This window comes from Thermatribacter velox, assembly GCF_038396615.1.
In the GTDB taxonomy this organism is placed as follows: domain Bacteria; phylum Atribacterota; class Atribacteria; order Atribacterales; family Thermatribacteraceae; genus Thermatribacter; species Thermatribacter velox.
On the sequence record NZ_CP121689.1, the window covers coordinates 319,351 to 344,497 of the forward strand.

Here is a 25,147-nt window from a genome sequence, read left to right on the forward strand (position 1 = left end):
TGAAGCAAAGCTGCAGGTCTTTTAAGTGAGGCCTGCAGCTTTGCAAATAAAGGGTGATAACGGTGAGCTATCTTGAGATGAAAGAAATTGTCAAGTCATTTTCTGGAGTTAGAGTTTTAGACCAGGTAAATTTCAGCGTGGATAGAGGTGAGGTAGTAGCTCTGCTTGGTCAAAACGGTGCGGGTAAGTCTACGTTGATAAAAATCTTGAGTGGGTTTTACAGTAAGGATTCTGGTTCAATCTTTTTAGGAGACGAAGAGGTTCATTTCCATAGTCCAGCTGATTCCTTGAAGAAAGGAATTCGGGTCATTTACCAGGAATTGGAGGTCTTTCCAGATCTGAGCGTTGCTGAAAATATCTTTGCGGGTGATTTACCTCGGAATAAAATTGTTTTTATGCCTGTGGTCAGCCGAAGGGAGATGTATCGGAAGACCAGGGAGTTGTTGGAGCTTTTGGGAGAGAACATTGACCCCGATGCTCTGGTTAAAGAATTAACGGTTTCTGAAAAACAAGTGGTGGAGATAGCACGGGCACTTGCTGGTAGAGCGAATATTATCGTCATGGATGAACCAACGGCTACCTTGACCCAAAAAGAGGTGGAAAGGCTTTTTGCAGTTATTAGGCGCTTGAAAGCTCAAAACGTGGGTATCATTTATATTACTCATCGCCTTGAAGAAGTTTTCGAAATAAGTGATCGGGTTGTTGTTCTTCGTGATGGAAAGAATACTGGCGATTTTAGGACTGCTAATACTTCGTGGCGGGAATTAGTTCAGTCAATGATTGGCAGGTCTCTTGAAGAGCTTTATCCTGCTCGTGAAAGTAGTATTAGGGAGGGCGAAGAAATTCTTCGGGTTGAGGATTTAGAAGTGGAAGGACTCTATGATCACTTAAGTTTTACTCTGCATGCTGGTGAAATTGTTGGATTTTTCGGCCTTATAGGTTCAGGCATCAATGAACTGGCTTTGGCTCTTTTTGGTGCTCATCCTGCTCGTGGTAAGGTGATGGTGAAAGGACGAGAATTATTTTTACGTTCCCCAGGTCATGCTCGGCGTTTCAGATTGGGTTTCATTCCTTCGGACCGCAAGCAGGAAGCAATTGTTCCTGAGATGAGTGTCAAGGAGAATCTTTCTCTGGTAGCTTTGCCCAAGACTACCCGTTATGGATTTATAAATAGCCAAAGAGAGTTGGATTGTGTGTACCAGTGGGCGAAAAAGCTGCAAATAAAATTTGCAGATTGGGATCAACCGGTTAAGTCCCTCAGCGGTGGTAATCAGCAGAAAGTTGTTCTGGCAAGATGGTTGGCAAACGATCCCCAAGTTTTGATCGCTTCTGAGCCCACACAGGGCGTTGATGTAGGGACAAGAGTAGAAATTTACCACATTTTCGATGAGCTGGCAAAGAGGGGTATTGGTATTTTGATTTTTTCGTCGGATTTGCCAGAAGTTATGGCATTAAGTGATCGCATTTTTGTCATGGAAGGGGGTAAGGTCGTTGGAGAATTTGCCAAGGGAGAGGTCGACCAGCGGACTATCCTCTACCTTGCCATGGGTGGAGAAAAAGAAAAGGTATCCGTGGAGTAGGATCTCTGGGGTTCTGTTCCTTCTGGGTTTTTACGTAGTTTTATGTATCGTGTTCAGTATTCTTTCTCCCTTTTTTCTCACTTTGCGAAACTTTTCCAATATTGCTTCCAACATGGCCTATATCGGTATTATGGCAGCAGCACAAACACCGTTGCTTATCGGAGGAGCCATGGATTTGTCAATGGGGGCCTCGGCTCAGCTTGCAGGTGTGCTGACTGGTATTCTTTATGCGGCGGGGTGGAATATCTGGCTGGCGGCGCTTTTTGCTCTTGGTATTGGTGTGATTGTAGGATTTGGAAATGCTCTTTCGGTAACCAGAGTTGGCATCAATCCTTTCATAGCTACACTGGGAATGCTCAACATTATAGAAGGGTTAGCGTTGGTTTTAACGGGTGGGTTGACAGTGAGTATTTTGGTTCCCGAGTTTCAGTTTCTGGGTATGGGTAGTTTCTTGGGGATACCTTTTCCCATTATTTTGATGATGGCTTTTTTCCTATTTTTCTTTATTCTTTTGGCATATACACCTTTCGGTCGTTCAGTTTACGCAGTTGGCGGTAACCCGACCGCGAGCAAACTGTGTGGCATCAATAATGCAAAAGTACTTACTGTTCTTTTTGTGTTTGGGGGATTTGCTGGTAGCATGAGCGGTATTCTGGTTGCTTCGATGCTGGGTGCGGCGGCACCAGCTGCTTTATCCGGGACTATTTTGACAGTAATTGCTGCTGTAATTCTTGGAGGAACTAGTCTTTCTGGTGGTTCGGGCAATGTTTGGGGTACGCTACTGGGTGTTTTAATTTTGGGTACTTTGACCAATGGGTTGGTTATTCTGAATGTTTCTTCTTTCTGGCAAGAAGTAGTTCAGGGTATTGTGTTGCTCGGTGCAGTAGGAATAGATCAGCTTCGGCAGAGAAGACGTTAGGAGGGTCAAAAAGTGAATGCTCGAGAACGCTTTCACGAAGTTATGCATTTCAACACGGAAGTGTGTGCTTTAAAGTGGGAATTTGGGTATTGGGGTGGTACTGTCGACCGCTTTTATAAGGAGGGCTTACCCCGAAAGTATTATCCTCGAGTTCCTGACAAGGTAAGCACTCCTACTGCCAGCCTTTATGTGCCTGCCTGGAATTCCATTGCTGGAAATAGCCTTCCGGAGGGTATAGCCATTACTGGTGGGGGCTTGTATTGGCCTACTCAAGGCTTTCCGCTTGATTATGATATTAGGAATTATTTTGAGATGGACAAAGGTCAGATTTTGGTTAACGTGAATCTTTTATTTTCTCCTCCTTTTGAAATTGTTATTTTGGAGGAAGATGAAGAACACCTTGTCTATCAAGACATCGATGGCGTCAAAAGGCATTTTTTGAAAACCACAGGTGTTTTACCTTCAGGTTTGGAATATCCAATTAAAGATAAGCAAAGCTGGTTAAGGCTCAAAGAAGAGCGTTTGCGCCTGGATAGCATTGAGAATCGCTTTCCGCCTAACTGGGAAGAATTACTCGTATGGTATAGAGAAAGAGATTTTCCTCTGGTTTTGGGTGGCTATCCTCATGGTCTTTTTGGGACCCTTGCTCATCTTATGGGGTACGACAAACTGTTCCTCGCTTATTATGATGACCCTGACTTGATTCACGATATGTTACAAACCTTTACTGATCTGTGGTGTGCAGTGTACGAAGAGGTGCTATCGCAAGTAGAAGTGGATGCTCTGCATATCTGGGAGGATATGTCTTTTGGAAAAGGTTCTATGATCTCCCCAGCGATCATCAAAAATTTCATGGTTCCTTATTATCGTCGTTTGACCGATTTTGTGAAGGCTAAAGGTGTTGACATTATTCTTCTTGATACTGATGGCTATTGTTTCGATATCATTCCTTTACTCTTAGAAGGTGGTATTACAGGGTTGTATCCCATTGAAGTAAGTTGTGGAATGGACCTTTTAAAAGTACGCAAGGCTTTTCCTCAACTTCAACTGCTTGGAGGTATTCCCAAGGGAGAGATTGCCAAGGGGAAAGAGAGAATTGATCAGATTTTAGAACCAGTTTGGGAAGTTCTTAAAAGCGGGGGATATATACCTTTTGGAGATCACCTTATCCCGCCTGAGGTAGGATTTAGTGAATTCACTTATTATCGGCGGAAACTTAACGAGCTGATTGAAAAATCTGGAAGATACTAAAAGTTATTGCTAAACGGAAATTGTCCAGCTTAAAAAGATTGATTTTCAAGACTTTTGGAAATATTGCCATCCCATATCATGTTTGCAGGGGATCTCTTTCGATAAATTAGATTTTGTAATCATCTTTTATTTTTGCTCTTCGAAAGATTTTTGACAAGCTCGCTCTTTTTCCCCTAAAAAAAATGGCTCTTTTGCCGATATTTAAATTCGAGGACTGTTAGAAAGGGGGATTTGCTGAAATGAGTGCTCAGGAGAGTAGTCGTCACTTTAACGAGGTACAGCTGGTGGTTTTTCAGCTGGGTAAGGAATATTACGGCGTAGATATTCATCAGGTGCAGGAAATAATTCGCTTTCAGTCGCCAACTAAAGTTCCTGGAGCGCCTTCTTTTGTCGAAGGTGTTATTAATTTGCGGGGACGGGTTATTCCGATTATAGACCTTCGTAAACGCTTCCGGTTGTCCGAAAAGGAAGTTACCAAGGATACCCGGGTTATAGTGGTTGAAGTGGCTCCTCATACAGTGGGCATGGTAGTTGATGCCGTTGATGAGGTATTGCGCATTTCTGAGGACAAAATTGAGCCTCCTTCACCCCTTATTGCTTCCATTCAGGAAGAATATATCCAGGGAGTGGGCAAGCTTGAGGACAAACTGGTGATAATTCTGGACCTTCAGAAAGTGCTCAGCAAGGAAGAAAAAGCCAAGCTCGAGGAAATTGAAGAAAACAAAGAAAATTAGGGGAGAAGCTTAAATGAAAAGAAAAAGTAGCCTTAGGGGAAAGCTACTTTTCTGGTTTTTGTTGTTTTCTTTGTTGCCTCTGTGTTTTATTGGCTTTTATGGTCTTTCCAGTTTTCAGAAGTCATTGCTGGATAAGACCAATAGAGAGATAAGTAGCCTGGTAAATCTGGGAGCAAAGTCCATAGAAGTGGTCCTCAAAGAAAAGATACGCCAAGCAGAAGAAGGTAAACTGAGTGCTTTTAACTCTTTTTGGGCCAATCCCAGCGGGGAAGCTACTGATAGCCTAGGCAACCGGGTTGATTTTTCGCAGTATCCGTTCTTTACAAAAACTATTCAACAGGGCACGGCGAACCTCTCTAACCTTTTTATGAATCCAGGAAGCAGTAGGTTGATTTATTATTTAGCTACTCCCAAACTTGTTGAAGACCAGGTAATTGGAGCGATGGTCTTTGAGGTTGAAGGAAGGGATATCCAGGATTTGGTTTCTGGTCTGTCCATAGGGGAAGGAGGAGTTTTCTATTTAGTTGGCAGTGATGGGCTGGTTATGCTGCATCCAGAGGAGGAAATAGCTTTTAAGGCTAACATAAAAGACTTGCTTGGTTCCCAGAGTGAAGCATTCTTTAGCAACGATGTCGGGGTCTTACAAATTAACTCTGGCGATGCTGCTTCTTTATTAGCCTTTGCCCTTTCTCCTACTTCGGGCTGGAGAGTGGTTGCTGAAGTACCGGTTGCTTCTGTGTATCAAGATGTATTTGCAATGCGCAAAATGGTTATTCTGGTTATTATCGCCGTAGCTATCTTGATTTCCGTTCTGGCTACCATTATCGTAGGTCGGGTAACCGGTAATCTTCGGAAAATCACATACTTGGTTCAGGAAGTGGCCCAAGGCAACCTGAAGATTGATACTGGATTTTTGGAAACTATTCAGCGCAAGTTGCATGATGAGGTAGGCGTTTTGGCCGGAGCGTTTTTGAAGATGGTTCAGAGCATAAAAGGTATTGTTGGTGAAACTCTCAATGCTTCTTCTTTGCTTTTCAACTCTGCAAAAGAGCTTGCTACATCGGTTCAGGAGGTTTCCAAAGCTACCCAGGAAATAGCTCAGACTATCTCCCAGGTGGCGGAAGGTTCTAATCATCAGAGCGAAGAGTTGGGAGCCGTCGAACAAGAGGTTTCTGGTATTGCTCAGAAGGCCGATGTTCTCCTGGAGACTACCGAGCGCAACGTGGAAGCAGTCCGCAACATTCGTTCTCATATGGAAGAAAATTTGGCTGCAATGGTTGCCATTGAGGATGCGCTGAGGCGGACCGCTGACGAGGCTCAGAACGACAAAAGAGAGGCCGAAAGGGGTAAGGAGCTCCTTAGAGGTCTGAGTGGAAACATCCAGACCATATCTTCTGCGGCTCAGGAGGTAGCTGAAGCGGTTCGCACTTTGAGTGCTCGCTCTGAGGAGATAAGCAGTATAGTGGGTATTATCACTGGCATTGCCGAGCAGACCAACCTCCTGGCTCTCAATGCTGCCATCGAAGCCGCCCGAGCTGGTGATGCTGGACGAGGCTTTGCCGTGGTGGCTGAGGAAGTGCGCAAACTGGCTGAAGAATCCTCTCGGGCTGCTGACCAGATTGCTTACCTCATTGAAGAAGTTCGCAAGGACATGCTAAAAGTTTCTTCCAGCATGAGTGAGGCACAGAATGAGGTACAGAAAGGGGTTGAACAACAAAAAGAAGTAAATCAGAACTTCGAGGCAATCATTGCTTCGGTGGAGAGAACACTAAGCGAGATTGATGCTCTTTCTGAATCTCTCAACAGGGCCAAAGTGTTACTTTCCAGAACCAGCGAAGAGGCAGAGGTGATAGCCAATCTTTCCGAAGAGAACAGCCGTTCTCTTGGAGAGATGACAGCATCCATTAAGAGTATAACCGAAAAAATTGCTTCTGTTGCTTCCATTGCTGAAGAGAATGCCGCATCCAGTGAGGAAGTTTCTGCTTCTACGGAAGAACAGAATGCATCACTTGAGGAAATTACTTCTGCTACCGAGACACTGGTTAAACTTGCAGAGGACCTGAAAAGTAAGATTGCCATTTTTCAGGTTTAAGGCTATCTAAGGTTGTGGAGCAGGTAAGGGGAATCCTTCAGGGGTTTCCCTTACCTTTCTTTTCTGATTCGCTTTCTTGCTCTTTCATGAGTTCTTCTGCAAAGAAGGGGAGTTCTGGGTTGTTCTTATATCCTTCCCGCAGGAACTCCCAGTCGTAACTACTTCTCTGGAAGCTTACCTTAAAACCTTCTTCAATTTCAATCAGCACCCAGCAGGCCTTCCAGTTGCCGTCTTTGGGAAGGCCTACGCTCCCATCGTTAATCACTTTCAGGGTACCAATTTCTCTTGCGAACGGAATGTGGGTGTGTCCGCAAACGAGGACGTTGGCTTCTTCGTTCTGCATCACGTGGAGGAAACTGGAATCGGGCCGGTCTGGGAAAAGGTATTCGTTGATGCGGCGGGGGCTGCCATGCACAAAGAGCAAATGGTATGCTGAATGCTTGATTTCGTAACGGGATAATAGATTTCTCAGGAAAGCTTTATTCTCCGGGGTTACCACCTTCCTGGTCCAGGAGAGAGAAATATGCCCTCTGGCTTTCTCTTCGCTGCTTCGATAAGCACATCCGCAGTCATCGAGATCGAAACCTACTCCCTGGTCGTAGTTGCCCATGATGGTGGGGATGGCGAGGGCGCGAATTTTCTGAACTACTTCGTTAGGGAAGGGGTTGTAGCCTACCAGGTCGCCCAAACATACTGTAACCTCTGGGCGATGTCTCTCTATATCTTTCAACACTGCTTCCAGGGCGAATATGTTTCCATGAATATCAGAAAAAACCGCTATTTTCATGGTGTTGCCCTCCTTGTTCACTTGCTACAAAAAGCTTTTTAGGAGCGGATGTGCAAGATCTCTTTTATCCTCTGAGCTTTGCGGATTGCGGCTTCTAAATCAGTATCTACGATGGTGACATGCCCCATTTTGCGAAAAGGACGAACTTGCGCTTTGCCGTAAAAGTGGAAAGATACCCCTTTTATGGCCATGGCTTCTTCAAGCCCCTCAACGACCGGAACTCCTTCCGCTCCTTTTTCTCCTAAGAGATTCACCATTACCGCAGGTACAAGAAGCTGGGTTGAACCAAGTGGTAATCCGCAGATTGCCCGCAAGTGCTGTTCGAACTGAGAAGTAACACAGGCCTCAATTGTGAAGTGGCCGGAGTTGTGAGGACGAGGTGCTATTTCGTTTACCAGGAGCTTGCCGCTTTGGTCGAGAAACATTTCTACTGCGAAAACGCCCACTCCCTGAAGGAGAGTCACACATTTCTGGGCGATTTCCTGTGCTTTTTGGGCTGTTTCTTCAGAAATCCGTGCGGGGGCGAAAACCTGGTCGCATATATGGTTTGCCGTGTGAAAAACCATTTCCACTACCGGGTAAGCTACTGTCTCTCCTGAACGGCTTCGGGCCACAATCACTGCAAGCTCTTTTTCTATGGTAACCAGCTCTTCCATAAAGGCCTCTTTTTGGGGTAGGGAAGCCAGGTCCTCTGCTTTTTCTATTTTTGCCACACCTTTGCCGTCGTATCCCCCAAAGCGAGCTTTCCATATGGCAGGGCTTCCTAACTCCCGGAGTGCTTTGTGGCTTACTTCGGGCAAAAAACGTGGTACAGGTATGCCTCCTCTGGATAGGGTTTCTTTCTGCCGCAGTTTATCCTGAATGATTTCCAAGAGCTCAGGCGAAGGAAAGACTTTTCGACGTAAGCTTTCTTCTTTTAAAGCCTGAGTATTTACGTGCTCAATATCGTAAGTGGCAACGTCGCTCTCTTCCACAAGCGTTTTTAAGGCTTCAGGGTTGTAGAAATCGGCTACTATCTGTCGGTCAGCAAGTTGTCCAGCAGGAGAAGAAGGAGTGGGGTCAAGCACGCCAACCCAGAAGCCCATTTTTTTGGCTTCCTGGGTCATCATTTTGGCCAGCTGTCCCCCTCCAATTATGCCGATTTTGAAGAAGGGGTATTTGCGCTGCATGGGTTATGGCGTCACTCCTCTTTTTGAGGGCTATTTTAACACGAGGTGGCAGGAAATAAAAAAGGGGCTTTGAAAGCCCCTTTGGATTGGGAGGAAGGTTAAGCAAAAACTATCGAGGTTTTCTATGGCTTCAATACTACTCGAATGGCATCCTCTCCCTTTTCGGCAACTTCCATGGCCTTTTTGAATTCATCCAACGGGAATTCATGAGTGATAATTTCGTCTGCTTTAACGGTTCCTTCTTTGAGAAGCCGTATAGCAGTGGGGTAGGTGTAGGGACTGAGGTGTGCTCCTCGAATGTCGATTTCCTTTACATCTCCAATGATGCTCCAATCCACAGTGGTAGGTTCTGAAAATACGCTGAATTCCACATAGCGACCCAGCTTACGAATCATATCCAGGCCCTGAATGACCCCTTTGGGGTGACCGCTGGCGTGGATGTATACATCACAACCGTAACCGTCGGTAAGCTCTTTAACCTTAGCTACCACATCTTCTCTGGCAGGGTTTAACACCAGGTCGGCACCCAGTTTCTGAGCCAGTTCCAGACGTTTTTCTTTGATGTCAATTCCAATGAGTAGTTTGGGGTTTTTAATGCGGGCCACCTGCAGCATGCCCAGACCCAGAGCACCCAGGCCGGCAATGACCACCACATCTTCAAGTTGAATATCGGCTCGCTCTACGGCATGAATGGCACAGGCCAGAGGTTCCACATAGGCAGCTGCCTCAAGTGGGAAGTCTTCAGGCAATTTCCAGTTCAGGGCATTCTTAGGGAGCCGGACATACTCTGCAAAGGCACCATCAGCTTCACCCCGGAAAAAGCCATAGATATAGTGCACCTGGCACATCCAGTATTCTCCACGTTTGCAGAAGCGGCACTGACCGCAGGGCACAATCTGCTCAGAGACTGCCCAGTCTCCCAAGGAAAGACCGTATTTTTCGGAAGCTCCTTCACCAAGGGCTACTACCTGTCCATAGAATTCATGGCCGGGTACCACTGGAGGGCGAATGTAAGCGGGCTGTCCATCTCCACCCCAGATCCTTTTAGCGCCGTGAAAAGTCTTTATGTCTCCAGCGCATATGCCGCAGCCCCCAACCTTGAGTAGTACTTCGCCAGGTCCAATTTCGGGAACATCCACTTCCTCCAAACGAAAATCTCCCGGTGCATAATCGACCACTGCCTTCATCTTTTTAGGAAGCTCGAACAGAGTTTCTACCTTAGACATTTTTACACCTCCCGGTAAAAAGCTGACCACTACCATTCTATCTCAATGCGGTGAATTCTGGAAATGAAATTTTTCTCACTCACCCTCTGCACTGCCTATAAAGCTTGCTTTTCCTGCTAAAATGATTATAGGAAGCAACGAGGGGGGATGTAACGTGCATCGCGCTTTTATGAATCCTAATAGGGTTCGTAAATTTCTCAACTCGAGAGTTGTGCGTTATCTTTTCCGCTGGGCAACTTCTGTGGACCGCCAAGGGCAGGTAAGGCTGGAAAAAATACTGCTTTATTATGGTAAGAGTAAAAAGGGTCTTTCCTGGATGGAATTATTAACTTTTTTCTGGATTTATCTTGCCATAGAGGTTTTGCGGGTTTTACTGCATTGGAAAAGAGAATATCTCATCCGTGAGATATTTGGCCCGCGCAACATTCGCAGGGCAACCATAAACCTGGCAAGGAGTGTTGCCGAGTATGGCGCCACGCAACCCCAAAAATTTGCCAGCCCGTTACTTGTGGTCTGGAATTTTACTAATGCATGCAATCTCAAATGCAAACACTGCTACCAGGATGCTGGCCGAAAAACCCGACAGTTAACCCTTAAAGAGCGTCTGATGGTCATTGATGAACTGGATCGGAACTTTGTGCCGACCCTTGCTTTTTCAGGTGGAGAGCCCCTTTGTGATCCTGAACTTTTTGAAGTGGCTTCCTATGCGGCTAAAAAAGAAATCTACCTCTCTGTGGCTACTAATGGGACTCTTTTGAGTGAGGATGTGTGCAAAAGACTCTGTGATTGTGGGGTGAGTTATATTGAGATAAGCCTGGAAAGCGCTGACCCAGAGTTTCATGACCAGTTTCGAGGCATTCCTGGCTTGTGGAAAAGGACCGTGACGGGTATCGAGAACGCCTTGAAAGCTGGCTTGCTGGTCGGTGTTGCTCCCACCATTACCCGTAGGAATTTTTCCGAGCTTTTACGCTTGTACGAATTTGCCAGGAGCCTGGGTGTACATCGCTTTTATGTCTTCAACTTTATTCCTACCGGGAGAGGCAAGGACATTTTGCAGTGGGACCTCAGCCCTGAAGAGCGCGAAGAAATGCTTGACATACTTTACGATTGCTTGATGCAGAAAGAAATTGCAGTGTTCAGTACCAGCCCTCAATTTGGCAGAAAGTGCTTGGAAAAGAATCCCGAAGGGTTGGTGATAACCGGTCATTACTCTTCTGCTGAAGGCAAGCTGGCCCGAGTTGGAGCGGAGTATGTTGGAGGGTGTGGTGCAGGCAGAGCATACTGTGCTTTTCAGCCTGATGGAACGGTTACTCCCTGTGTTTTCATGCCCATAGCAGTGGGAAAACTCCTCGAACGTCCCTTTAAAGAAATTTGGGACACTTCTCCGGTGCTGGTGGCTTTGCGGGAACGTTCTTTGTTTAAAGGGAATTGTGGTGTTTGTGACTACCGTGCAGTATGTGGTGGATGTAGGGCCAGAGCGTATGCTTACTTTGGTGATTACCTGGGTCCTGATCCGGGTTGCAAGTTCAACGCTTCATACTGGCAGGAGATAGTGAGAGACAGTGAAAAGAGGGAAACCAATATGCAGAGTGTTGCGGCTTGCAAATGAAGGATTTATTTTTTATACTGCCGCATATGTACGTGCATTCTTTTGGCGGTCACCTTTGCACAGAGAAATGGGTTAAGGATGGTGTGAGGCATGGGAAAAGGCAGTTTTTACATTACAACACCAATTTACTATGTAAATGATGTTCCTCACATTGGGCACGCCTACACTACCTGTGCTGCAGATGTTCTGGCTCGTTATCATCGTTTGTTGGGAGAAGAAGTATTGTTTGCTACTGGTACCGACGAACATGGCCAGAAAATAGAGAAAGCAGCTCTTGAGAAAGGGATTACTCCTCAGGAGCTGGTGGATCAGGTGGTTGAGCGCTTTCTGGATCTCTGGAAGAAGATGGATATTTCTTACGACGACTTTATCCGCACCACCGAAGAAAGGCATACCCGCACAGTGGAGGCCTTCTTTTCTCTGCTCAATGAAAAAGGCTACATTTACAAAGGCGACTATGAGGGGTGGTACTGTGTTCCCTGTGAGACTTTCTGGACTGAGGGGCAGTTGAGCGGGGAACTGATATGTCCTGATTGTGGCCGTCCTCTGGAAAAAGTGAGAGAAGAAACCTATTTCTTTGCCCTGTCGCGCTTACAGGAGAGGTTGCTCGATTATCTCGAAAGACATCCCTCTTTTGTCATGCCGGAGAGCCGCTATAACGAGGTGGTGAGCTTTGTTCGGAGTGGTTTGAAAGACCAGAGTATTTCTCGTACTGGTGTAAAATGGGGGGTACCAGTTCCTTCTGATCCCGGACATACCTTTTACGTCTGGTTTGATGCCCTGGTAAATTACCTTACCGTGGCTGGATTTGGAAGTGATGAGGTAAAGTTTCAAACCTTCTGGCCTCAGGTCAGGCATCTGGTGGGTAAGGATATCTTGCGCTTTCACGCTGTTCTCTGGCCGGCCATGTTGCTGGCTGCTGAGTTGCCGCTTCCGCAGATGGTTTTTGCTCACGGTTGGTGGACAGTGGAAGGAGAAAAAATGTCCAAGTCCAAAGGCAACGTGGTGGACCCAAATGAGGTCATCGAGCGTTACGGTGTGGACCGTTTCCGCTATTTTCTGATGCGTGAAGTAACCTTTGGACTGGATGGTGACTTTTCGGAAAAGGCTTTGATAGAGCGTACTAACGCAGATCTTTCCGATAACTTTGGTAATCTGGTTCATCGGACGTCGAGCATGGCCTGGAAATACCTGGGCGGAAAAGTGAAAAGACCTTCTCTATATCAGGATGAAGAGTGGGAGAAGCTGCTTGCAGAAGTGAAAAGTTCTGTTGCCTTTTATTTCGAGCGCTTTGGTTTTGCGCAGGTTCTGGAAAGTATCTGGAAGCTGGTACACTTTGGCAACCGCTACATTGACCAAAAGGCACCTTGGAGATTGAACAAAGATCCCGAAAAGAAAGAGGAGCTTACCAGTATTCTTTATCGTCTTCTGGATTGTGCACGCATTCTTGCTGTGATGGTTTATCCCTTCTGTCCTCGCTCCTGTAGCAGGCTGTGGAAAGCTCTGGGCCTGGGGGATTTTCCTGGTTTTGACTCCTTTGAACGAGAAGTAAGCTGGGAAAGTGGTCCGGAGGTCTTTAATCTTGAAAAACCAACTCCCCTTTTCCCGAGAATAGAAAACTGACTGAATAGGAGGTTTTGGTATATGGCTCCCGAAATAAACCTGGAAGATTTTCAGAAAATTGAATTGCGGGTGGCAGAAGTGCTTGATGTAGAACGCGTGGAGGGCACCAAGGCTCTTTTAAAACTTCGAATTTCTCTGGGTGGGGAAGAAAGGACTCTGGTTGCTGGCCTTGCGCCGTATTACCGGCCGGAAGAAATAAAAGGGAAAAAAATAATTGTTCTTGCCAACCTGAAACCGGCGACTATCCGGGGAGTGGTTTCTCAAGGGATGCTGCTTGCTGCTGATGACGGCAAAGGTGGAGTTAGTTTGCTGACCGTGGACCGGGACATTGAGCCGGGAAGCAGGGTGAGATGAGTTTCTGGATTGATATCCATGCTCATCTTGATGATCCCGGCTTTGCAAAGGATATTGAGGAGGTCATAAAAAGAGCGGAAGAAGCGAAAGTAAAAATCATTGTGAGCAATGCAACGTCTCTGGAATCTGCACTCCAGACGCTTGCCATAGCTGAGTGTTTCCCCGGAGTTTATGCTGCTTTGGGTATTCATCCCCAGGAAATTAAAGATGTCTTGCCTGATTTCTCAAGACTTGCCGATTATCTCCAACACCCCAAGGTTGTAGCTGTTGGCGAGATTGGGCTTGATTATTACTGGGATAAAAGCCATGTTGAGAATCAGAAGCGGGCTTTCCTCACTCAGATTGAGCTGGCACGTACTTATGGTCTACCGGTAATAGTTCATTCTCGAGAGTCAGAGCAAGATGTGCTCTCCATTCTTGAAATGTATGCCCGGGATATTCCTGTTATCTGGCATTGCTTTTCTGGAGACCGGGAGATTGTTCAGAAACTGTTACCCATGAGAGTTGGGTTTTCATTTGGAGGTGTACTGACTTTTCCCAAGGCTCATCGAGTTAGAGAAACAGTACTTTCTGTGCCTCGCGAGCGTCTTTTTCTGGAAACCGATGCACCATATCTGGCTCCTCAAAAAAAACGGGGTAAAAGAAACGAACCTGCTTTTCTGGTTTATACCGCGACCTTTCTCTGTGAACTTCTGGGAATTCCTGTGGAGGACTTCCAAAACTTACTCATCAGCAATTTCTTTGCTTTTTTTGGACGAGAGAAGTTTTTGGGGGAATTTGGGGAACTTTAAAGGTCGACTTCCGTTATAATATGATGTAAGGATAGGTTTTAAGAAAGACTACCAAGAGAAGGATGACCGGATCCATGCTGAAGATGAAGGTTCAGGGCTTAATGTTTGACCAGAAGAACTCCATGGCTGTGGTGGTTCTGGTCGACGAGGAAGAGAAAAGGAGTTTGCCCATTTGGATAGGTCCCTTTGAAGCACAAGCCATTCTTCTGGGGCTCCAAGAGGTAGCAACTCCTCGCCCTCTTACCCATGATCTGATGGCTTCGGTTATTCGCAGTTTGGGAGCAGAACTTGAGAAAGTTGTGATCACCAAGATTATTGATAACACCTTTTATGCGCTCCTTTATCTTAAAGTTGGGGACAAAGAAATTACCGTTGATTCTCGACCCAGCGATGGTATTGCACTCTCTTTACGCATGAAGGCACCCATTTACATTTCGGAAGAAATCCGGAGCTCTACTACCCTTGCTGTAGGGGAAATAGATGATAAAGAAATCGAAGAATTCCGTCAATTCCTGGATAACCTCAAGCCTGAAGACCTGAAGAAGTACCTGGGCTATGGAGAATAAGCCAATCATTGGAGTTATAGGCACAGCTTCTTCACACGATGCCTCAATTGTGGAGCTGGCTTTTGAGGTGGGGCGTGAGATAGCACGGCGGGGTGCAGTGTTGCTTTGTGGAGGCTTAGGTGGCGTTATGGAAGCCGCCTGTCGGGGGGCTAAAAAGGAGGGGGGAATCACCATTGGTATTCTCCCTGGAAGCTCAGTTAGTGAGGCCAATCCTTTTGTAGATTACTGTATTGCTACTGGTCTTGGAGAAGCCAGGAATTTAATTATTGTTCTTTCTTCTTCAGCTCTTGTGGCCTGTGGAGGTGGTGCAGGCACTTTGAGCGAGATAGCCTTTGCCCTCAAACATGGCAAACCCCTGGCAGGCTTGCGTACCTGGCAGCTTCGAAATGGGAGTGGGCAGGAGGGCTTTTTCCCTCAGTTTGAAAGTGCCAGGGAAGCTGTTGCCTACCTTTTTAAACGTCTGGAGGTTTAAATTGATCGCTGAGTTTGAAAGAGAAGAGGGTGTTACCAGGGTTAGCGTTTCTACCTTGCTCGATATAGTACAGGTAGCGGCCAAAAAGATTCCAGGAGTTGTCAACGTCCAGATGCCGCGTAATAAAGCAGGGGTGGTAGTTAGGGAACAGCCGCTCAATGCCAGCGATAAAGTACCTCTTGAAGACGGAGTGTTAGAAATCAACTTGGTTCTCACGCTTCGAGAAGATTGCCAGTTCCACCAGGTTGCCCTCGAAGTGCAGAAAGCAGTATTTGAAGCGTTAAGAGACTATTTTGGTATTTCTCCTCGACGGGTCAATGTTGGAGTGCAGGAAGTAGTGTGGTCATAGTGGGGTTTTAACATCGTGAAAAGGGGGTTTTTGCCTTGTATAATCCAGAGGGTTTGTGTCAGGTTTGTCGGTACTGTGATGCGGAGATGAAAAAGAAGGGTATTTATCGTTGTTTGCTTGGTGAACAAAAAGAGCGTACTGCTCCGGTTGAGCGCTGTGATTATTTCTTCCCTGACCACCTTTCTCACACCGAAAAAGAAGGAGATATCGAGAACAGCTCGAAAGCCAATCTGTAGCTTTTCATGAGTGGTCGCTCCTCTGCCAGGTGGGGCCAGCACTTTCTGATAAATCCCAGCATAAGGGATTTTATCGTTTCCTTAGCGGAACTCTCTGCAAAAGATGTAATACTGGAAATTGGCGTGGGAACAGGTTTTTTGACTGAAGCCCTTGCCAAAAGTGGTGCCCGAGTAATTGGAATTGAGAAAGATCCAAAACTCTTGGAACAAGCGGTGGCGTTGCTTGGCAACTTTGATAACGTTTTTCTCCATTGTTTTGACGTTCTCGAACTTGACCTCGATCTTTTGCTGCAAAGATTTTCGAAGGACAACATTAAACTGGTGTCCAACTTGCCTTATTATCTTTCGACGGAGATTATAACCAGAGTGCTTTTCTGTAACGTGGACTGGCAGCTGGCGGTGCTTATGGTTCAGCGTGAATTTGCTGAAAAGACTTTTTTGGGTATTCCACGCAGGAAAAGAGGGCCACTATCGGTGATTGTGCCTTTCATAGTGGAGGTGCAAGGAATGTGGCCAGTTCCTCGCTCCGCCTTTCGGCCTATGCCCAGAGTTGATTCGGTAATTGTTAAGCTTTGTTTTAAACGGGAGAAACTGGATAAGCCTTTGCTCGATAAATTATGGCGGATTGCTCAGTGCCTCTTTGCTGAACGCAGAAAGAAGGTGGGTACGGTTTTGAAAAGGTGCTTTCCACAGCTGAGTCCGAGAATAATCCTCAACGAACTTGGCCTTGAAAACGCCAGAGCTGAGGACTTATCGCCAGCAGATTGGCTCTCCTTGATCAAAGCACTGCCTGCTATGGAAAAGGGTTCTGGTGAGTGATGTGCTATAATTGATAGAGTTTTTCAGGAGGCATTTTTATGCTTGGTGTTTTAAAAGAATTTTGGTCAAAGAAAACCCAGGATCGCTTAATAAAGAAGCTTTATGAAGAGTATGTGGTACCTATCAATGCTCTGGAAAGTGATATTGCTCGCCTCAGCGATGCGGAGCTTCGAGCTAAAACGGACCAGTTTCGGGAACGCCTTCAAGCGGGGGAGACGCTTGACGATTTGCTTCGAGAAGCTTTTGCTGTGGTTCGTGAGGCAGCGAAGCGCGTGGTGGGCATGCGCCACTTTGACGTGCAAATCATGGGTGCAGTGGTCCTGCATCAGGGCAAAATCGCCGAAATGCAAACTGGTGAAGGAAAGACCCTGGTGGCTACCATGCCTGCGTATTTGAATGCTCTGACTGGGCGGGGTGTACATATAGTCACCGTCAACGACTATCTGGCCAAACGCGACCGCTTCTGGATGGGACCTATTTACGAGTTTTTGGGTCTTTCCGTTGGTCTTATTCAACACGATTCTTCACGGGAGGAGCGCAAAAAGGCCTATAGCTGTGACATAACCTATGGTACCAACACTGAATTTGGTTTTGATTACCTCAGGGACAACATGGCGGTGCGCCGCGAAGATATTGTGCAAAGGGAACTGCACTATGCCATTATCGACGAGGTGGACAGCATCTTGATTGACGAGGCCAGGACTCCCCTTATTATTTCTGGCCCTGCTGAGGAATCTACTGAAATATATTATAAGATTGACCGGGTGGTCAGGCGGCTCCGCCAGGGAGAACACTTTGACATAGAAGAGAAAACCAAGGCGGTATGGCTTACCGAAGAAGGTGTGCGAGAGGTAGAGAAGCTACTCCACGTTGACAATCTCTATGAAGATACGGGTAAGGGAACGCTGGAGCACTTGGTGAGGCAGGCTCTGCGGGCTCACCACCTTTATCGGAAAGATGTGGATTATGTGGTGAAAAATGGCGAGGTTATCATTGTTGATGAGTTTACAGGAAGACTGATGCATGGTCGCCGCTACAGCGATGGTTTGCATCAGGCAATTGAGGCCAAGGAAAAGCTACAGGTTAAGGAGGAGAACCAGACCCTGGCCTCAATCAGCTATCAGAATTATTTTCGCATGTATGAAAAGATATGCGGAATGACTGGTACTGCCAAGACGGAAGAAGAGGAATTCATTTTTACCTATGGGATGCCGGTGGTGGTCATTCCTACCAACAAGCCCTTGCGGCGCACTAACCTGCAGGATGTCATTTACCGCACCGAAGAAGAGAAGTTTGAGGCGGTGGTGGAAGAAATAGAAAAACTGCACCGCCAGGGCAGGCCTGTTCTGGTGGGTACGGTTTCCATCGAGAAGTCAGAACGGTTGAGCAGAATGCTACATAAAAAGGGCATTCCTCACCAAGTTCTCAATGCCAAGAACCACGAGAAAGAGGCTGAAATAATTGCCCAGGCTGGGCAAAGAGGAGCGGTGACCATTTCCACCAACATGGCTGGTCGGGGAACCGACATCGTTCTTGGTGAGGGTGTTGCTGAACTGGGTGGGTTGCATGTAATTGGTACCGAACGGCACGAGAGCCGACGCATTGATAATCAGCTGCGAGGCAGGGCTGGTCGGCAGGGCGATCCTGGTTCTTCCCAGTTTTTTCTTTCTCTTGAAGATGATCTGCTGCGCCTTTTTGGTTCCGAAAGAATTGCAAACATTATGGACCGCTTTGGCGTTGAGCGAGGGGTGCCCATTGAGCATCCTCTGGTAACCAGAATGATTGAGTCGGCACAGAAAAAGGTGGAGAGCTATCACTTTGGTTTACGAAAAACGCTTCTCCGCTACGATGACATTATGAACAAGCAACGAGAGGTTATTTACTCGCAGCGGCGAATGGTTCTTTTTGCTGATAGCGTAAGGCCTTTTGTTTTGCAAATGATGGAAGAAGTGGTTGAAGAGATTCTGGGAGCTTATGCCGATGAAAAGCTGTACCCTGAAGAGTGGGATTGGGAAGGTCTGGATAGGAGGCTGTATTACCTTTTTGGATGGAGTTTGAGGATTGCCGAAGCAGAGAGGCCTTCCTTTGATAGGGATAAACTGAGAGAGCTTATTTTGGAGAAGTTGAAAACCACCTACCAGGAAAAAGTGCAATCGGTTGGTGAAGATGTTTTCAGAGAGATTGAACGTTACGTTCTCTTAAGGGTTGTGGACACCCATTGGAAGGATCACCTGCACAACATGGATCACCTTCGGGAAGGTATTGGCTTGCGTGCTGTTGGCCAGAGAGACCCCTTTGTGGAGTATCAGCTGGAAGCGTTTGATATGTTCCAGGACATGATTGCTCGCATTAGGGAAGACACTCTGCGTTATCTCTTGCGGATTCGCGTAGTTGATAAGACCGGTGGTTCTCAAAGTTCCCAAGTTGCCAAAGCTTCGGCTTTGCGTTCTTCCTCCCAGGGTAAGGAAGTGAAGAGCGGAGTTTCTTCCCGGATTACTTCAGCTACGAGTGCTTTTCCGAAAGAAGGACGAAAAAAGGTGGGTCGCAACGATCCCTGTCCCTGCGGTAGTGGTTTGAAGTATAAATATTGTTGCGGTAAAAAATAGAGAAAGGGTGATGCTGTTATGAACACCGAGTTGAACGTTGAATTGCAGCAGATCGAGGAAAAACTTAAAGAAATCGGAGGGTATCTTTGACCGGCGCGGAGTTCGGGAACGCCTTGAGAGACTGGAAAGAGAAATGTCCCAGAGCGGCTTCTGGGATGACCCCCAGAAGCAGAATCGGGTTTTAAAGGAATACAAGTTTTACCGTAACCTGGTTGATAGCTTTGAATCGCTGAATAAAAAACTTGAGGAAAGCAAGGAGTTTGCGCAACTCATTTCGCCTGCTGACCCGGAGTATTCAGAGCTGGTTAAAGAGGTCAAAGAGCTCTCAGCCATGAGTGAAGACCTGGAAATTCGCATTTTCTTTCAGGAAGAAGAAGATGCTAAAAATGCAATCGTGACCATCCATTCTGGAGCTGGAGGTACAGAATCACAAGACTGGGTGCAAATGCTTTTCAGAATGTATACTCGTTTTTGCGAGCGAAAAGGGTTTACGGTAACGGTTACCGATGTTTTAGAGGGTGAAGAAGCTGGCTTTAAGCATGTCACGTTTATCGTGCAGGGCGACTATGCTTACGGGTATCTCAAGTCAGAGCACGGAGTGCACAGGCTTATTCGGATTTCTCCTTTTGACGCTAATCGTAGACGTCACACCACTTTTGCCCTGGTGGATGTGATTCCGGAAATGGGCGAGGAAGTTGATATCGAGATTAACCCCCAGGACTTAAAAATAGAGACTTTCCGGGCCGGGGGACATGGGGGCCAGCATGTCAACGTTACTGATTCTGCAGTTCGAATTACTCATTTACCTACTGGCATAGTTGTGCAGTGCCAGAATGAACGTTCCCAGCACCAGAACAAGGCAGTTGCCATGAAGATTTTGAAGGCCAGGCTTTACAAGTACTATGAAGAGAAACAGAAACAAAAGTTGCAGGAAATTAAAGGCGAACACAAGGATATTGCCTGGGGGAATCAAATCCGCACTTATGTTTTTCATCCTTATAACCTGGTCAAAGACCATCGCACCGGGCATGAAGTGGGCAATGTGCAGAGAGTGATGGATGGAGAAATTGATGATTTCATAGAGGCTTTTTTGAAAGAGGAAGCAAAGATATGAAGGTTTACGCGCTGGTTGGAGCAACCGGGACTGGTAAAAGCTATCGTGCGCCTCAGATTGCTCAGGAGCTGGGCATTGATTGTATTATCGACGATGGTCTGTTAATTTCTCAGGGAAAAATCATAGCTGGCACTTCGGCGAAGGCAGAAATCAGCAAGATACGGGCGGCTAAAGTGGCCGTTTTTTATTTCCCTGAACATCGCGAACAAGTCAAACAGGCCATTCGAGAGTTGAGGCCCGAGAAAATTTTGATACTGGGTATTTCTTACCAGATGGTTTGCAAGATTTGTGAACGGCTGGAGTTGCCGTTTCCCGAAGAAGTGATTAACATCGAAAATATTGTTAGTGTTGAAGAAATAGAGTTGGCTCGCTCAGCAAGGGAGCTGGAAGGTAAACACACTATTCCGGTTCCATTGGTAGAAATTAAGCGCAATTTGTGGGGTAACCTTGTGGATTCGCTACCGTCTGCGGTGTGGAGGTTCTTTTATTCGTATCGTGGCAAGACTGTGGTGCGGCCCCCTTTCAGCTATCTTGGTAAGCTGGTGGTCAGCAAGCGAGCTCTTCGCTCATTAATTTTTAAATTGTTAGCGGGCATGACCTTTATAGAGACTGTGAATCGTATTGATATTCACTGGGAAGCGGGGGGAGTTGTGGTAGTGGTGGGATGTGTTTTCAGAAAAGAAAGGTCCATTTCCTCTGCTTGTGATACACTGCGTAAGAGTCTGCAGGATCGAGTAATGTACCTTACTGGTGTGGAGCTGCGCCGGATAGATGTGGATATAGAGGGTATCGTGGGAGTAAAGCCTGATTTTGTTACCAGAGAAGTTTCAGTAGTCAGTAAATAAGATCTGTATGGAGTGAAAGAGCATGGCTTACAAAACGCTTCGCGAGCTGGTAGCAGAGCTTCTACAGAAAGAAAATGTGCTTTTTGAAGGTGGAGGCAAAAAAGCGATTGAAAAGCAGCATGCGGGAGGTAAGCTTTTTGCCCGTGAGCGCCTGGAACTCCTCCTTGATCCGGGGAGTTTTGAGGAAATAGACCTTTTTGTTGCTCACCGCTCTACCTATTTTGGAATGGACAAGAGAGAACTTCCTGCTGATGGTGTGGTGACTGGCCTGGGCACTGTGGATGGAAGGTTGGTTTGTGTGTATTCCCAGGACTTCACGGTGATGGGTGGTTCTCTTGGTGAGATGCACGCTAAAAAAATCTGCAAGTTGATGGACATTGCTCAAAAAGTTGGTGCTCCGCTCATTGGTATTAACGATTCTGGTGGGGCTCGTATTCAGGAAGGCATTGACTCGCTTTCTGGATATGGGGAGATATTTTACCGCAACACCCAAGCTTCAGGAGTAATCCCCCAGATAGCGGTCATTGCTGGACCCTGTGCTGGTGGAGCAGTGTACTCCCCAGCCCTCATGGATTTTGTTTTCATGATTGAGGGAGTTAGCAAAATGTTTGTTACCGGTCCTCAGGTGGTTAAAGCGGCTACTGGTGAGGAGATAAGCGCTGAAGAGCTGGGTGGTGCGGAAACTCACGCCAGAAAAAGCGGAGTTGCCCACTTCGTGGGCAAAAACGAAGAAGACACGTTCCGGATGGTGCGTGAATTGCTGAGTTTTTTGCCCTCCAATAACGCCGAAGACCCTCCTTTTAAGGAGTGCAGTGACCCCGTAGACAGAAGAAATACTCTATTTTACGACCTGATGCCGGCTAATCCCAACAAGTCCTATGACATGAAAAAAATTATTCAGGAAGTGGTTGATGACCATTCTTTTCTGGAAGTGCACCGCCACTTTGCACCCAACATTGTGGTTGGTTTTGCTCGGATAGGGGGTTATGTGGTGGGCATCATAGCTAACCAGCCCCAGCATTTGGCTGGGTGCCTGGACATTGACGCTGCCGATAAGGCTTCAAGGTTTATCCGCTTTTGTGATTGCTTCAACATCCCTCTGGTCACCCTGGTGGATGTACCCGGATTTTTGCCGGGTAGCTATCAGGAGTTTGGAGGTATCATTCGTCACGGAGCTAAAATGCTTTACGCATACTCGGAAGCAACAGTGCCCAAGATTACGCTCATCATTCGCAAGGCCTATGGTGGCGCTTATCTTGCCATGTGCAGTCGTCATCTTGGGGCTGATATGGTTTTTGCCTGGCCGACTGCAGAGATAGCGGTAATGGGGGCTGAAGGTGCAGTGAATATCGTTTTTCGTAAAGAGATTGAGGAGGCTCTGGATCCTGAATTAAAGCGCCAGGAAGTTATTGCCAGATATCGAGAAGAGTTTTATAATCCCTTCCAGGCTGCCCGAAGGGGATATGTGGATCAGGTGATTGATCCTCAATATACCAGGCTCAAGATTGCTCGAGCCCTTGAAGTTTTCTGGACTAAAAGAGAAACTGGAAAGGGGAAAAAACATGGTAATTTCCCGGTTTGAGATGCCCGAGGGCCTTGAGCTCAAAAAAGTTGCAGCGGTGGTTGGTGCCATTCTGGCTTATCTTGAGGAGGAGCAAAAGGCTCCTGGTTCGCCAGCTTACACTTACGTTAAAAGAAAGAGCATCTCCTGGAGAAGGCTTGCCTTGCAGGAGCAATGTTTCGAATTCTCTTTAAGGAGGTAGCCCGAAATGCGCAGGTTTCGAGTTCGCATAAATGGAGAAGAATTTGAAGTTGAAGTCAGTGAGCTACAGGAAGAAACCGTTCCTCAATTGAAAATTCAGAAACCGGAGCGTAAGGTGGAGTCACAAAGCACTTCTGGGTCTTCCCTTAAGGTAACCACTACACTGCGGGCTCCCATGCCAGGCAGAATTCTGGAAGTTAATGTCCAGAAGGGGCAGAAGATTGAGGCAGGACATGTTGCTTTTGTATTGGAAGCCATGAAAATGGAGAACGAAATCGTGGTTGAGAATGCTGGAACGGTTACCCAGGTTTATGTTGAAGAGAATGACGTTGTCGACCATGGAGATCCTCTGGCGGAGATTGAGGAGTTGCGTTAATGCGTTCCGTTGAAAACAAAAGGCTTCTTTTGGGGTGGTTACTACTCATCCTGACTTTGCTCTTTAGCCTGCCTCTCCTTGGGGTTAGGATCCGGGACGAGCTCTCCAGGAAAAAAGTCGAACTGGTAGTTGATTTTAACGATGTTACCTACCTGGCAGGTATCACAGGCACTAACGTCTTTTCTCTCCTTCAGGAACTCAAGAAACAAGGTTTCCAGACCGTGGGTGTGAGCGAACCTTCTTTTAAAGATTTGAGAGACAGAGGTTTGATTCAGTTAATCCAGTTCCCTGATGGAGAGGATGGCTTGCGGTATTTTCGCGTTTCCAGTGCTGACCTGGCTCAGCGTATTGAAAGACAACTTTTACTTCTTGGTAAAAAAGTCAGGGTTGTGGACACTCATGTTCTGGGTAGCAATGTTTTTCCCGAAGAAGAAGAACGGCTGGGCACAGGTTTTGATGTAGAGTTGCTTGCCCAGCTTAAAGAAGAAGGCTATGGGGTGATTTTCCGTCCTCGAAACTGGCCCTTTTTTCCTGCTGACAATTTGAAGAGATATCTCCAGGAAGAATTCTGGGGTCTGGGTAAAGGCGTTATTTTTAGTGGGGAGGAAGTGCTTGGTTTTGGTAGCTCTGAAAACCTGAATAGCGTAGTAGAGTTTTTCCAGAAACGTTCTCTTTACTGGGGGTATCTGGAGTTTGTGGGCCAGCGCGGTGAGCTGTATCTGGCTCATTCCCTGCCTTATTCTTCTGTGGTTAGAGTGCACAGCATTCCCCTTGAAGAACTCAAGCGCTATACTCCTCCTGAGGCGGTGGAGAGATTTCTGCGGGCGGTGAAAGAGCGCTCAGTGGGTGTCTTGTATGTGCGTTTTTTCAGGGATCTCGCTCCCAGGCCTCTGGAACAGAACCTGGAATACCTCAGCAAACTCAGGTCATCGTTGCTTAAGGCTGGTTTTGAGCTGGGTTCAGCAGGTACTCCCCGGGATTTCAGGGTTTCTTATCCCTTATTATTTGTTTTCTGTGGGCTGGTATCTGTGGTTGCTTCTTTGGTATTCTGGTTTTTCTTCCCCCGGGGCTTTTGGTTGGGATTGCCTGTGCTGGGCTTTTTATGCTTGGTGGTTGCCCGAAGCTGGCTCCAGGGCGTTACCTTGCTGGGGATGCTGGCAGGGGTTTTTTGTCCCGCCTTACCGGTGCTTTTCTTAATGGACCCTGCACTCAAACACCGACCATTCCTTTTGAAGTTGCTAACCGCTTTTGGTTTAGCCTTCGCAGGGGGTTTTATTGTCGCATCAACGCTGTACAATCCTCTTTTTGTCCTGCGTATAGAGCAGTACCAGGGGGTTAAAGTATCCTTGTTGGTACCTCTATTCATAATAGTGCTCTATTACTTTAGAGCTGGTTTGTCAGGCGTTACCCTGGAGCAGGTTTTTCTGGGGCGCTTACGGAGAGTGGAGCTTTTCCTGGCTGGTTTGTTTGCAGTTGGCTTTGCTTTTTACCTGTTCAGGTCGGGCAATTTTCCCCTGCTTCCTGCTTCTGACCTGGAACTCAAAATGCGTCTGGTGCTGGAAAAATTGCTGTTTGCTCGTCCTCGCACCAAAGAGTTCCTGGTAGGATACCCGGCGCTCTGGCTGGTTTGGTGGCTGCAAAAGCGGGAGATTTTACCGGTTTATCGTTTGGGACTCTGGATTGCGGTTGGTATTGGATTTACGACGTTCTTTAACTCATTCTGTCATCTGCACACACCTTTTTTGTTTACCCTGCTTCGTTTCTTTAACGCCCTTTTGCTGAGCTTTCCAGTATTTGCAGTGTATTTTCTGGTCTTGAAATTCTTTTTGTGGGTATGGGATTACATAAAAAGCTGGGGTGAATAACC

At 46.7% G+C, this 25,147-nt stretch carries 24 protein-coding genes; 21 read left to right on the forward strand and 3 right to left on the reverse strand.

The window, feature by feature from the left end; translation table 11 throughout:
* The first annotated feature begins 62 nt into the window (after positions 1–62).
* The 5 genes from QBE54_RS01580 to QBE54_RS01600 all read left to right on the forward strand — a co-directional run bounded on the left by QBE54_RS01580 (position 63) and on the right by QBE54_RS01600 (position 6,576).
* Positions 63–1,580, forward strand: coding sequence for a sugar ABC transporter ATP-binding protein (locus QBE54_RS01580; protein ID WP_369018612.1), 1,518 nt, complete (start codon positions 63–65; stop codon positions 1,578–1,580).
* 49 nt (positions 1,581–1,629) lie between these two features.
* Positions 1,630–2,499 (forward strand): ABC transporter permease, encoded by an 870-nt coding sequence (locus QBE54_RS01585; RefSeq protein WP_369018613.1) that lies wholly within the window; start codon positions 1,630–1,632, stop codon positions 2,497–2,499.
* Between the two features lie 12 nt (positions 2,500–2,511).
* Positions 2,512–3,750 (forward strand): uroporphyrinogen decarboxylase family protein, encoded by a 1,239-nt coding sequence (locus QBE54_RS01590; protein ID WP_369018614.1) that lies wholly within the window; start codon positions 2,512–2,514, stop codon positions 3,748–3,750.
* A 239-nt stretch (positions 3,751–3,989) separates the two neighbouring features.
* Complete coding sequence (locus QBE54_RS01595) at positions 3,990–4,484, forward strand: chemotaxis protein CheW (protein WP_369018615.1); 495 nt, start codon at positions 3,990–3,992, stop codon at positions 4,482–4,484.
* Positions 4,485–4,497: 13 nt separating this feature from the next.
* Positions 4,498–6,576 (forward strand): methyl-accepting chemotaxis protein, encoded by a 2,079-nt coding sequence (locus tag QBE54_RS01600; RefSeq protein ID WP_369018616.1) that lies wholly within the window; start codon positions 4,498–4,500, stop codon positions 6,574–6,576.
* Between the two features lie 37 nt (positions 6,577–6,613).
* Here the strand turns inward: QBE54_RS01600 and QBE54_RS01605 are convergent, their stop codons facing one another.
* The 3 genes from QBE54_RS01605 to QBE54_RS01615 all read right to left on the reverse strand — a co-directional run bounded on the left by QBE54_RS01605 (position 6,614) and on the right by QBE54_RS01615 (position 9,758).
* Positions 6,614–7,363 (reverse strand): metallophosphoesterase, encoded by a 750-nt coding sequence (locus tag QBE54_RS01605; protein ID WP_369018617.1) that lies wholly within the window; start codon positions 7,361–7,363, stop codon positions 6,614–6,616.
* A 38-nt stretch (positions 7,364–7,401) separates the two neighbouring features.
* Positions 7,402–8,532, reverse strand: a complete 1,131-nt coding sequence (locus tag QBE54_RS01610) for a 5-(carboxyamino)imidazole ribonucleotide synthase (RefSeq protein WP_369018618.1) — start codon at positions 8,530–8,532, stop codon at positions 7,402–7,404.
* Positions 8,533–8,654: 122 nt separating this feature from the next.
* Positions 8,655–9,758, reverse strand: a complete 1,104-nt coding sequence (locus QBE54_RS01615; RefSeq protein WP_369018619.1) for an alcohol dehydrogenase catalytic domain-containing protein — start codon at positions 9,756–9,758, stop codon at positions 8,655–8,657.
* Positions 9,759–9,912: 154 nt separating this feature from the next.
* Between QBE54_RS01615 and QBE54_RS01620 the strand changes: the two genes are divergently transcribed.
* The 16 genes from QBE54_RS01620 to QBE54_RS01695 all read left to right on the forward strand — a co-directional run bounded on the left by QBE54_RS01620 (position 9,913) and on the right by QBE54_RS01695 (position 25,145).
* A complete protein-coding gene (locus QBE54_RS01620; RefSeq protein WP_369018620.1) occupies positions 9,913–11,367 on the forward strand; it encodes a radical SAM protein in 1,455 nt (484 codons plus the stop codon).
* A 90-nt stretch (positions 11,368–11,457) separates the two neighbouring features.
* The gene (gene metG / locus QBE54_RS01625; RefSeq protein ID WP_369018621.1) at positions 11,458–12,990 is read left to right on the forward strand and encodes a methionine--tRNA ligase; all 1,533 of its coding nucleotides are present in this window, start codon (positions 11,458–11,460) and stop codon (positions 12,988–12,990) included.
* Between the two features lie 21 nt (positions 12,991–13,011).
* Positions 13,012–13,344 carry a methionine--tRNA ligase subunit beta gene (metG, locus tag QBE54_RS01630; RefSeq protein ID WP_369018622.1) on the forward strand — a complete coding sequence of 111 codons (333 nt, stop codon included), beginning with the start codon at positions 13,012–13,014 and terminating at the stop codon, positions 13,342–13,344.
* Positions 13,341–14,135, forward strand: a complete 795-nt coding sequence (locus QBE54_RS01635; protein WP_369018623.1) for a TatD family hydrolase — start codon at positions 13,341–13,343, stop codon at positions 14,133–14,135. Before metG (QBE54_RS01630) ends, QBE54_RS01635 begins: the two co-directional genes overlap by 4 nt.
* Before the next feature lie 74 nt (positions 14,136–14,209).
* Positions 14,210–14,701: a bifunctional nuclease family protein gene (locus QBE54_RS01640; RefSeq protein ID WP_369018624.1), complete on the forward strand. Its 492-nt coding sequence runs from the start codon at positions 14,210–14,212 to the stop codon at positions 14,699–14,701.
* Entirely contained in the window at positions 14,691–15,173 is a 483-nt protein-coding gene (locus QBE54_RS01645) for a TIGR00725 family protein (protein WP_369018625.1), read from the forward strand. The genes QBE54_RS01640 and QBE54_RS01645 overlap by 11 nt, the downstream gene beginning before the upstream one ends.
* 1 nt (position 15,174) lies before the next feature.
* The gene (locus QBE54_RS01650; RefSeq protein WP_369018626.1) at positions 15,175–15,522 is read left to right on the forward strand and encodes an Asp23/Gls24 family envelope stress response protein; all 348 of its coding nucleotides are present in this window, start codon (positions 15,175–15,177) and stop codon (positions 15,520–15,522) included.
* Between the two features lie 35 nt (positions 15,523–15,557).
* A complete protein-coding gene (locus QBE54_RS01655) occupies positions 15,558–15,758 on the forward strand; it encodes a hypothetical protein (protein ID WP_369018627.1) in 201 nt (66 codons plus the stop codon).
* Positions 15,759–15,764: 6 nt separating this feature from the next.
* Positions 15,765–16,577 (forward strand): 16S rRNA (adenine(1518)-N(6)/adenine(1519)-N(6))-dimethyltransferase RsmA, encoded by an 813-nt coding sequence (gene rsmA, locus QBE54_RS01660; protein ID WP_369018628.1) that lies wholly within the window; start codon positions 15,765–15,767, stop codon positions 16,575–16,577.
* Positions 16,578–16,615: 38 nt separating this feature from the next.
* On the forward strand, positions 16,616–19,183 hold the full coding sequence (secA, locus tag QBE54_RS01665) for a preprotein translocase subunit SecA (RefSeq protein WP_369018629.1): 2,568 nt from the start codon (positions 16,616–16,618) through the stop codon (positions 19,181–19,183).
* Between the two features lie 18 nt (positions 19,184–19,201).
* Positions 19,202–20,297 (forward strand): peptide chain release factor 2 gene (prfB, locus tag QBE54_RS01670; protein WP_369018630.1). Its coding sequence is split into 2 segments (ribosomal slippage): positions 19,202–19,267 and positions 19,269–20,297, totalling 1,095 coding nucleotides; the frame shifts between segments, so codons are not numbered across the junction.
* Positions 20,294–21,142 carry a hypothetical protein gene (locus QBE54_RS01675; protein WP_369018631.1) on the forward strand — a complete coding sequence of 283 codons (849 nt, stop codon included), beginning with the start codon at positions 20,294–20,296 and terminating at the stop codon, positions 21,140–21,142. Before prfB ends, QBE54_RS01675 begins: the two co-directional genes overlap by 4 nt.
* Before the next feature lie 22 nt (positions 21,143–21,164).
* Positions 21,165–22,724: an acyl-CoA carboxylase subunit beta gene (locus QBE54_RS01680; protein ID WP_369018632.1), complete on the forward strand. Its 1,560-nt coding sequence runs from the start codon at positions 21,165–21,167 to the stop codon at positions 22,722–22,724.
* On the forward strand, positions 22,705–22,905 hold the full coding sequence (locus QBE54_RS01685) for a hypothetical protein (protein ID WP_369018633.1): 201 nt from the start codon (positions 22,705–22,707) through the stop codon (positions 22,903–22,905). The genes QBE54_RS01680 and QBE54_RS01685 overlap by 20 nt, the downstream gene beginning before the upstream one ends.
* A 6-nt stretch (positions 22,906–22,911) precedes the next feature.
* Positions 22,912–23,280, forward strand: a complete 369-nt coding sequence (locus QBE54_RS01690) for a biotin/lipoyl-containing protein (RefSeq protein WP_369018634.1) — start codon at positions 22,912–22,914, stop codon at positions 23,278–23,280.
* Complete coding sequence (locus QBE54_RS01695) at positions 23,280–25,145, forward strand: DUF5693 family protein (RefSeq protein WP_369018635.1); 1,866 nt, start codon at positions 23,280–23,282, stop codon at positions 25,143–25,145. The genes QBE54_RS01690 and QBE54_RS01695 overlap by 1 nt, the downstream gene beginning before the upstream one ends.
* Positions 25,146–25,147: the final 2 nt, after the last annotated feature.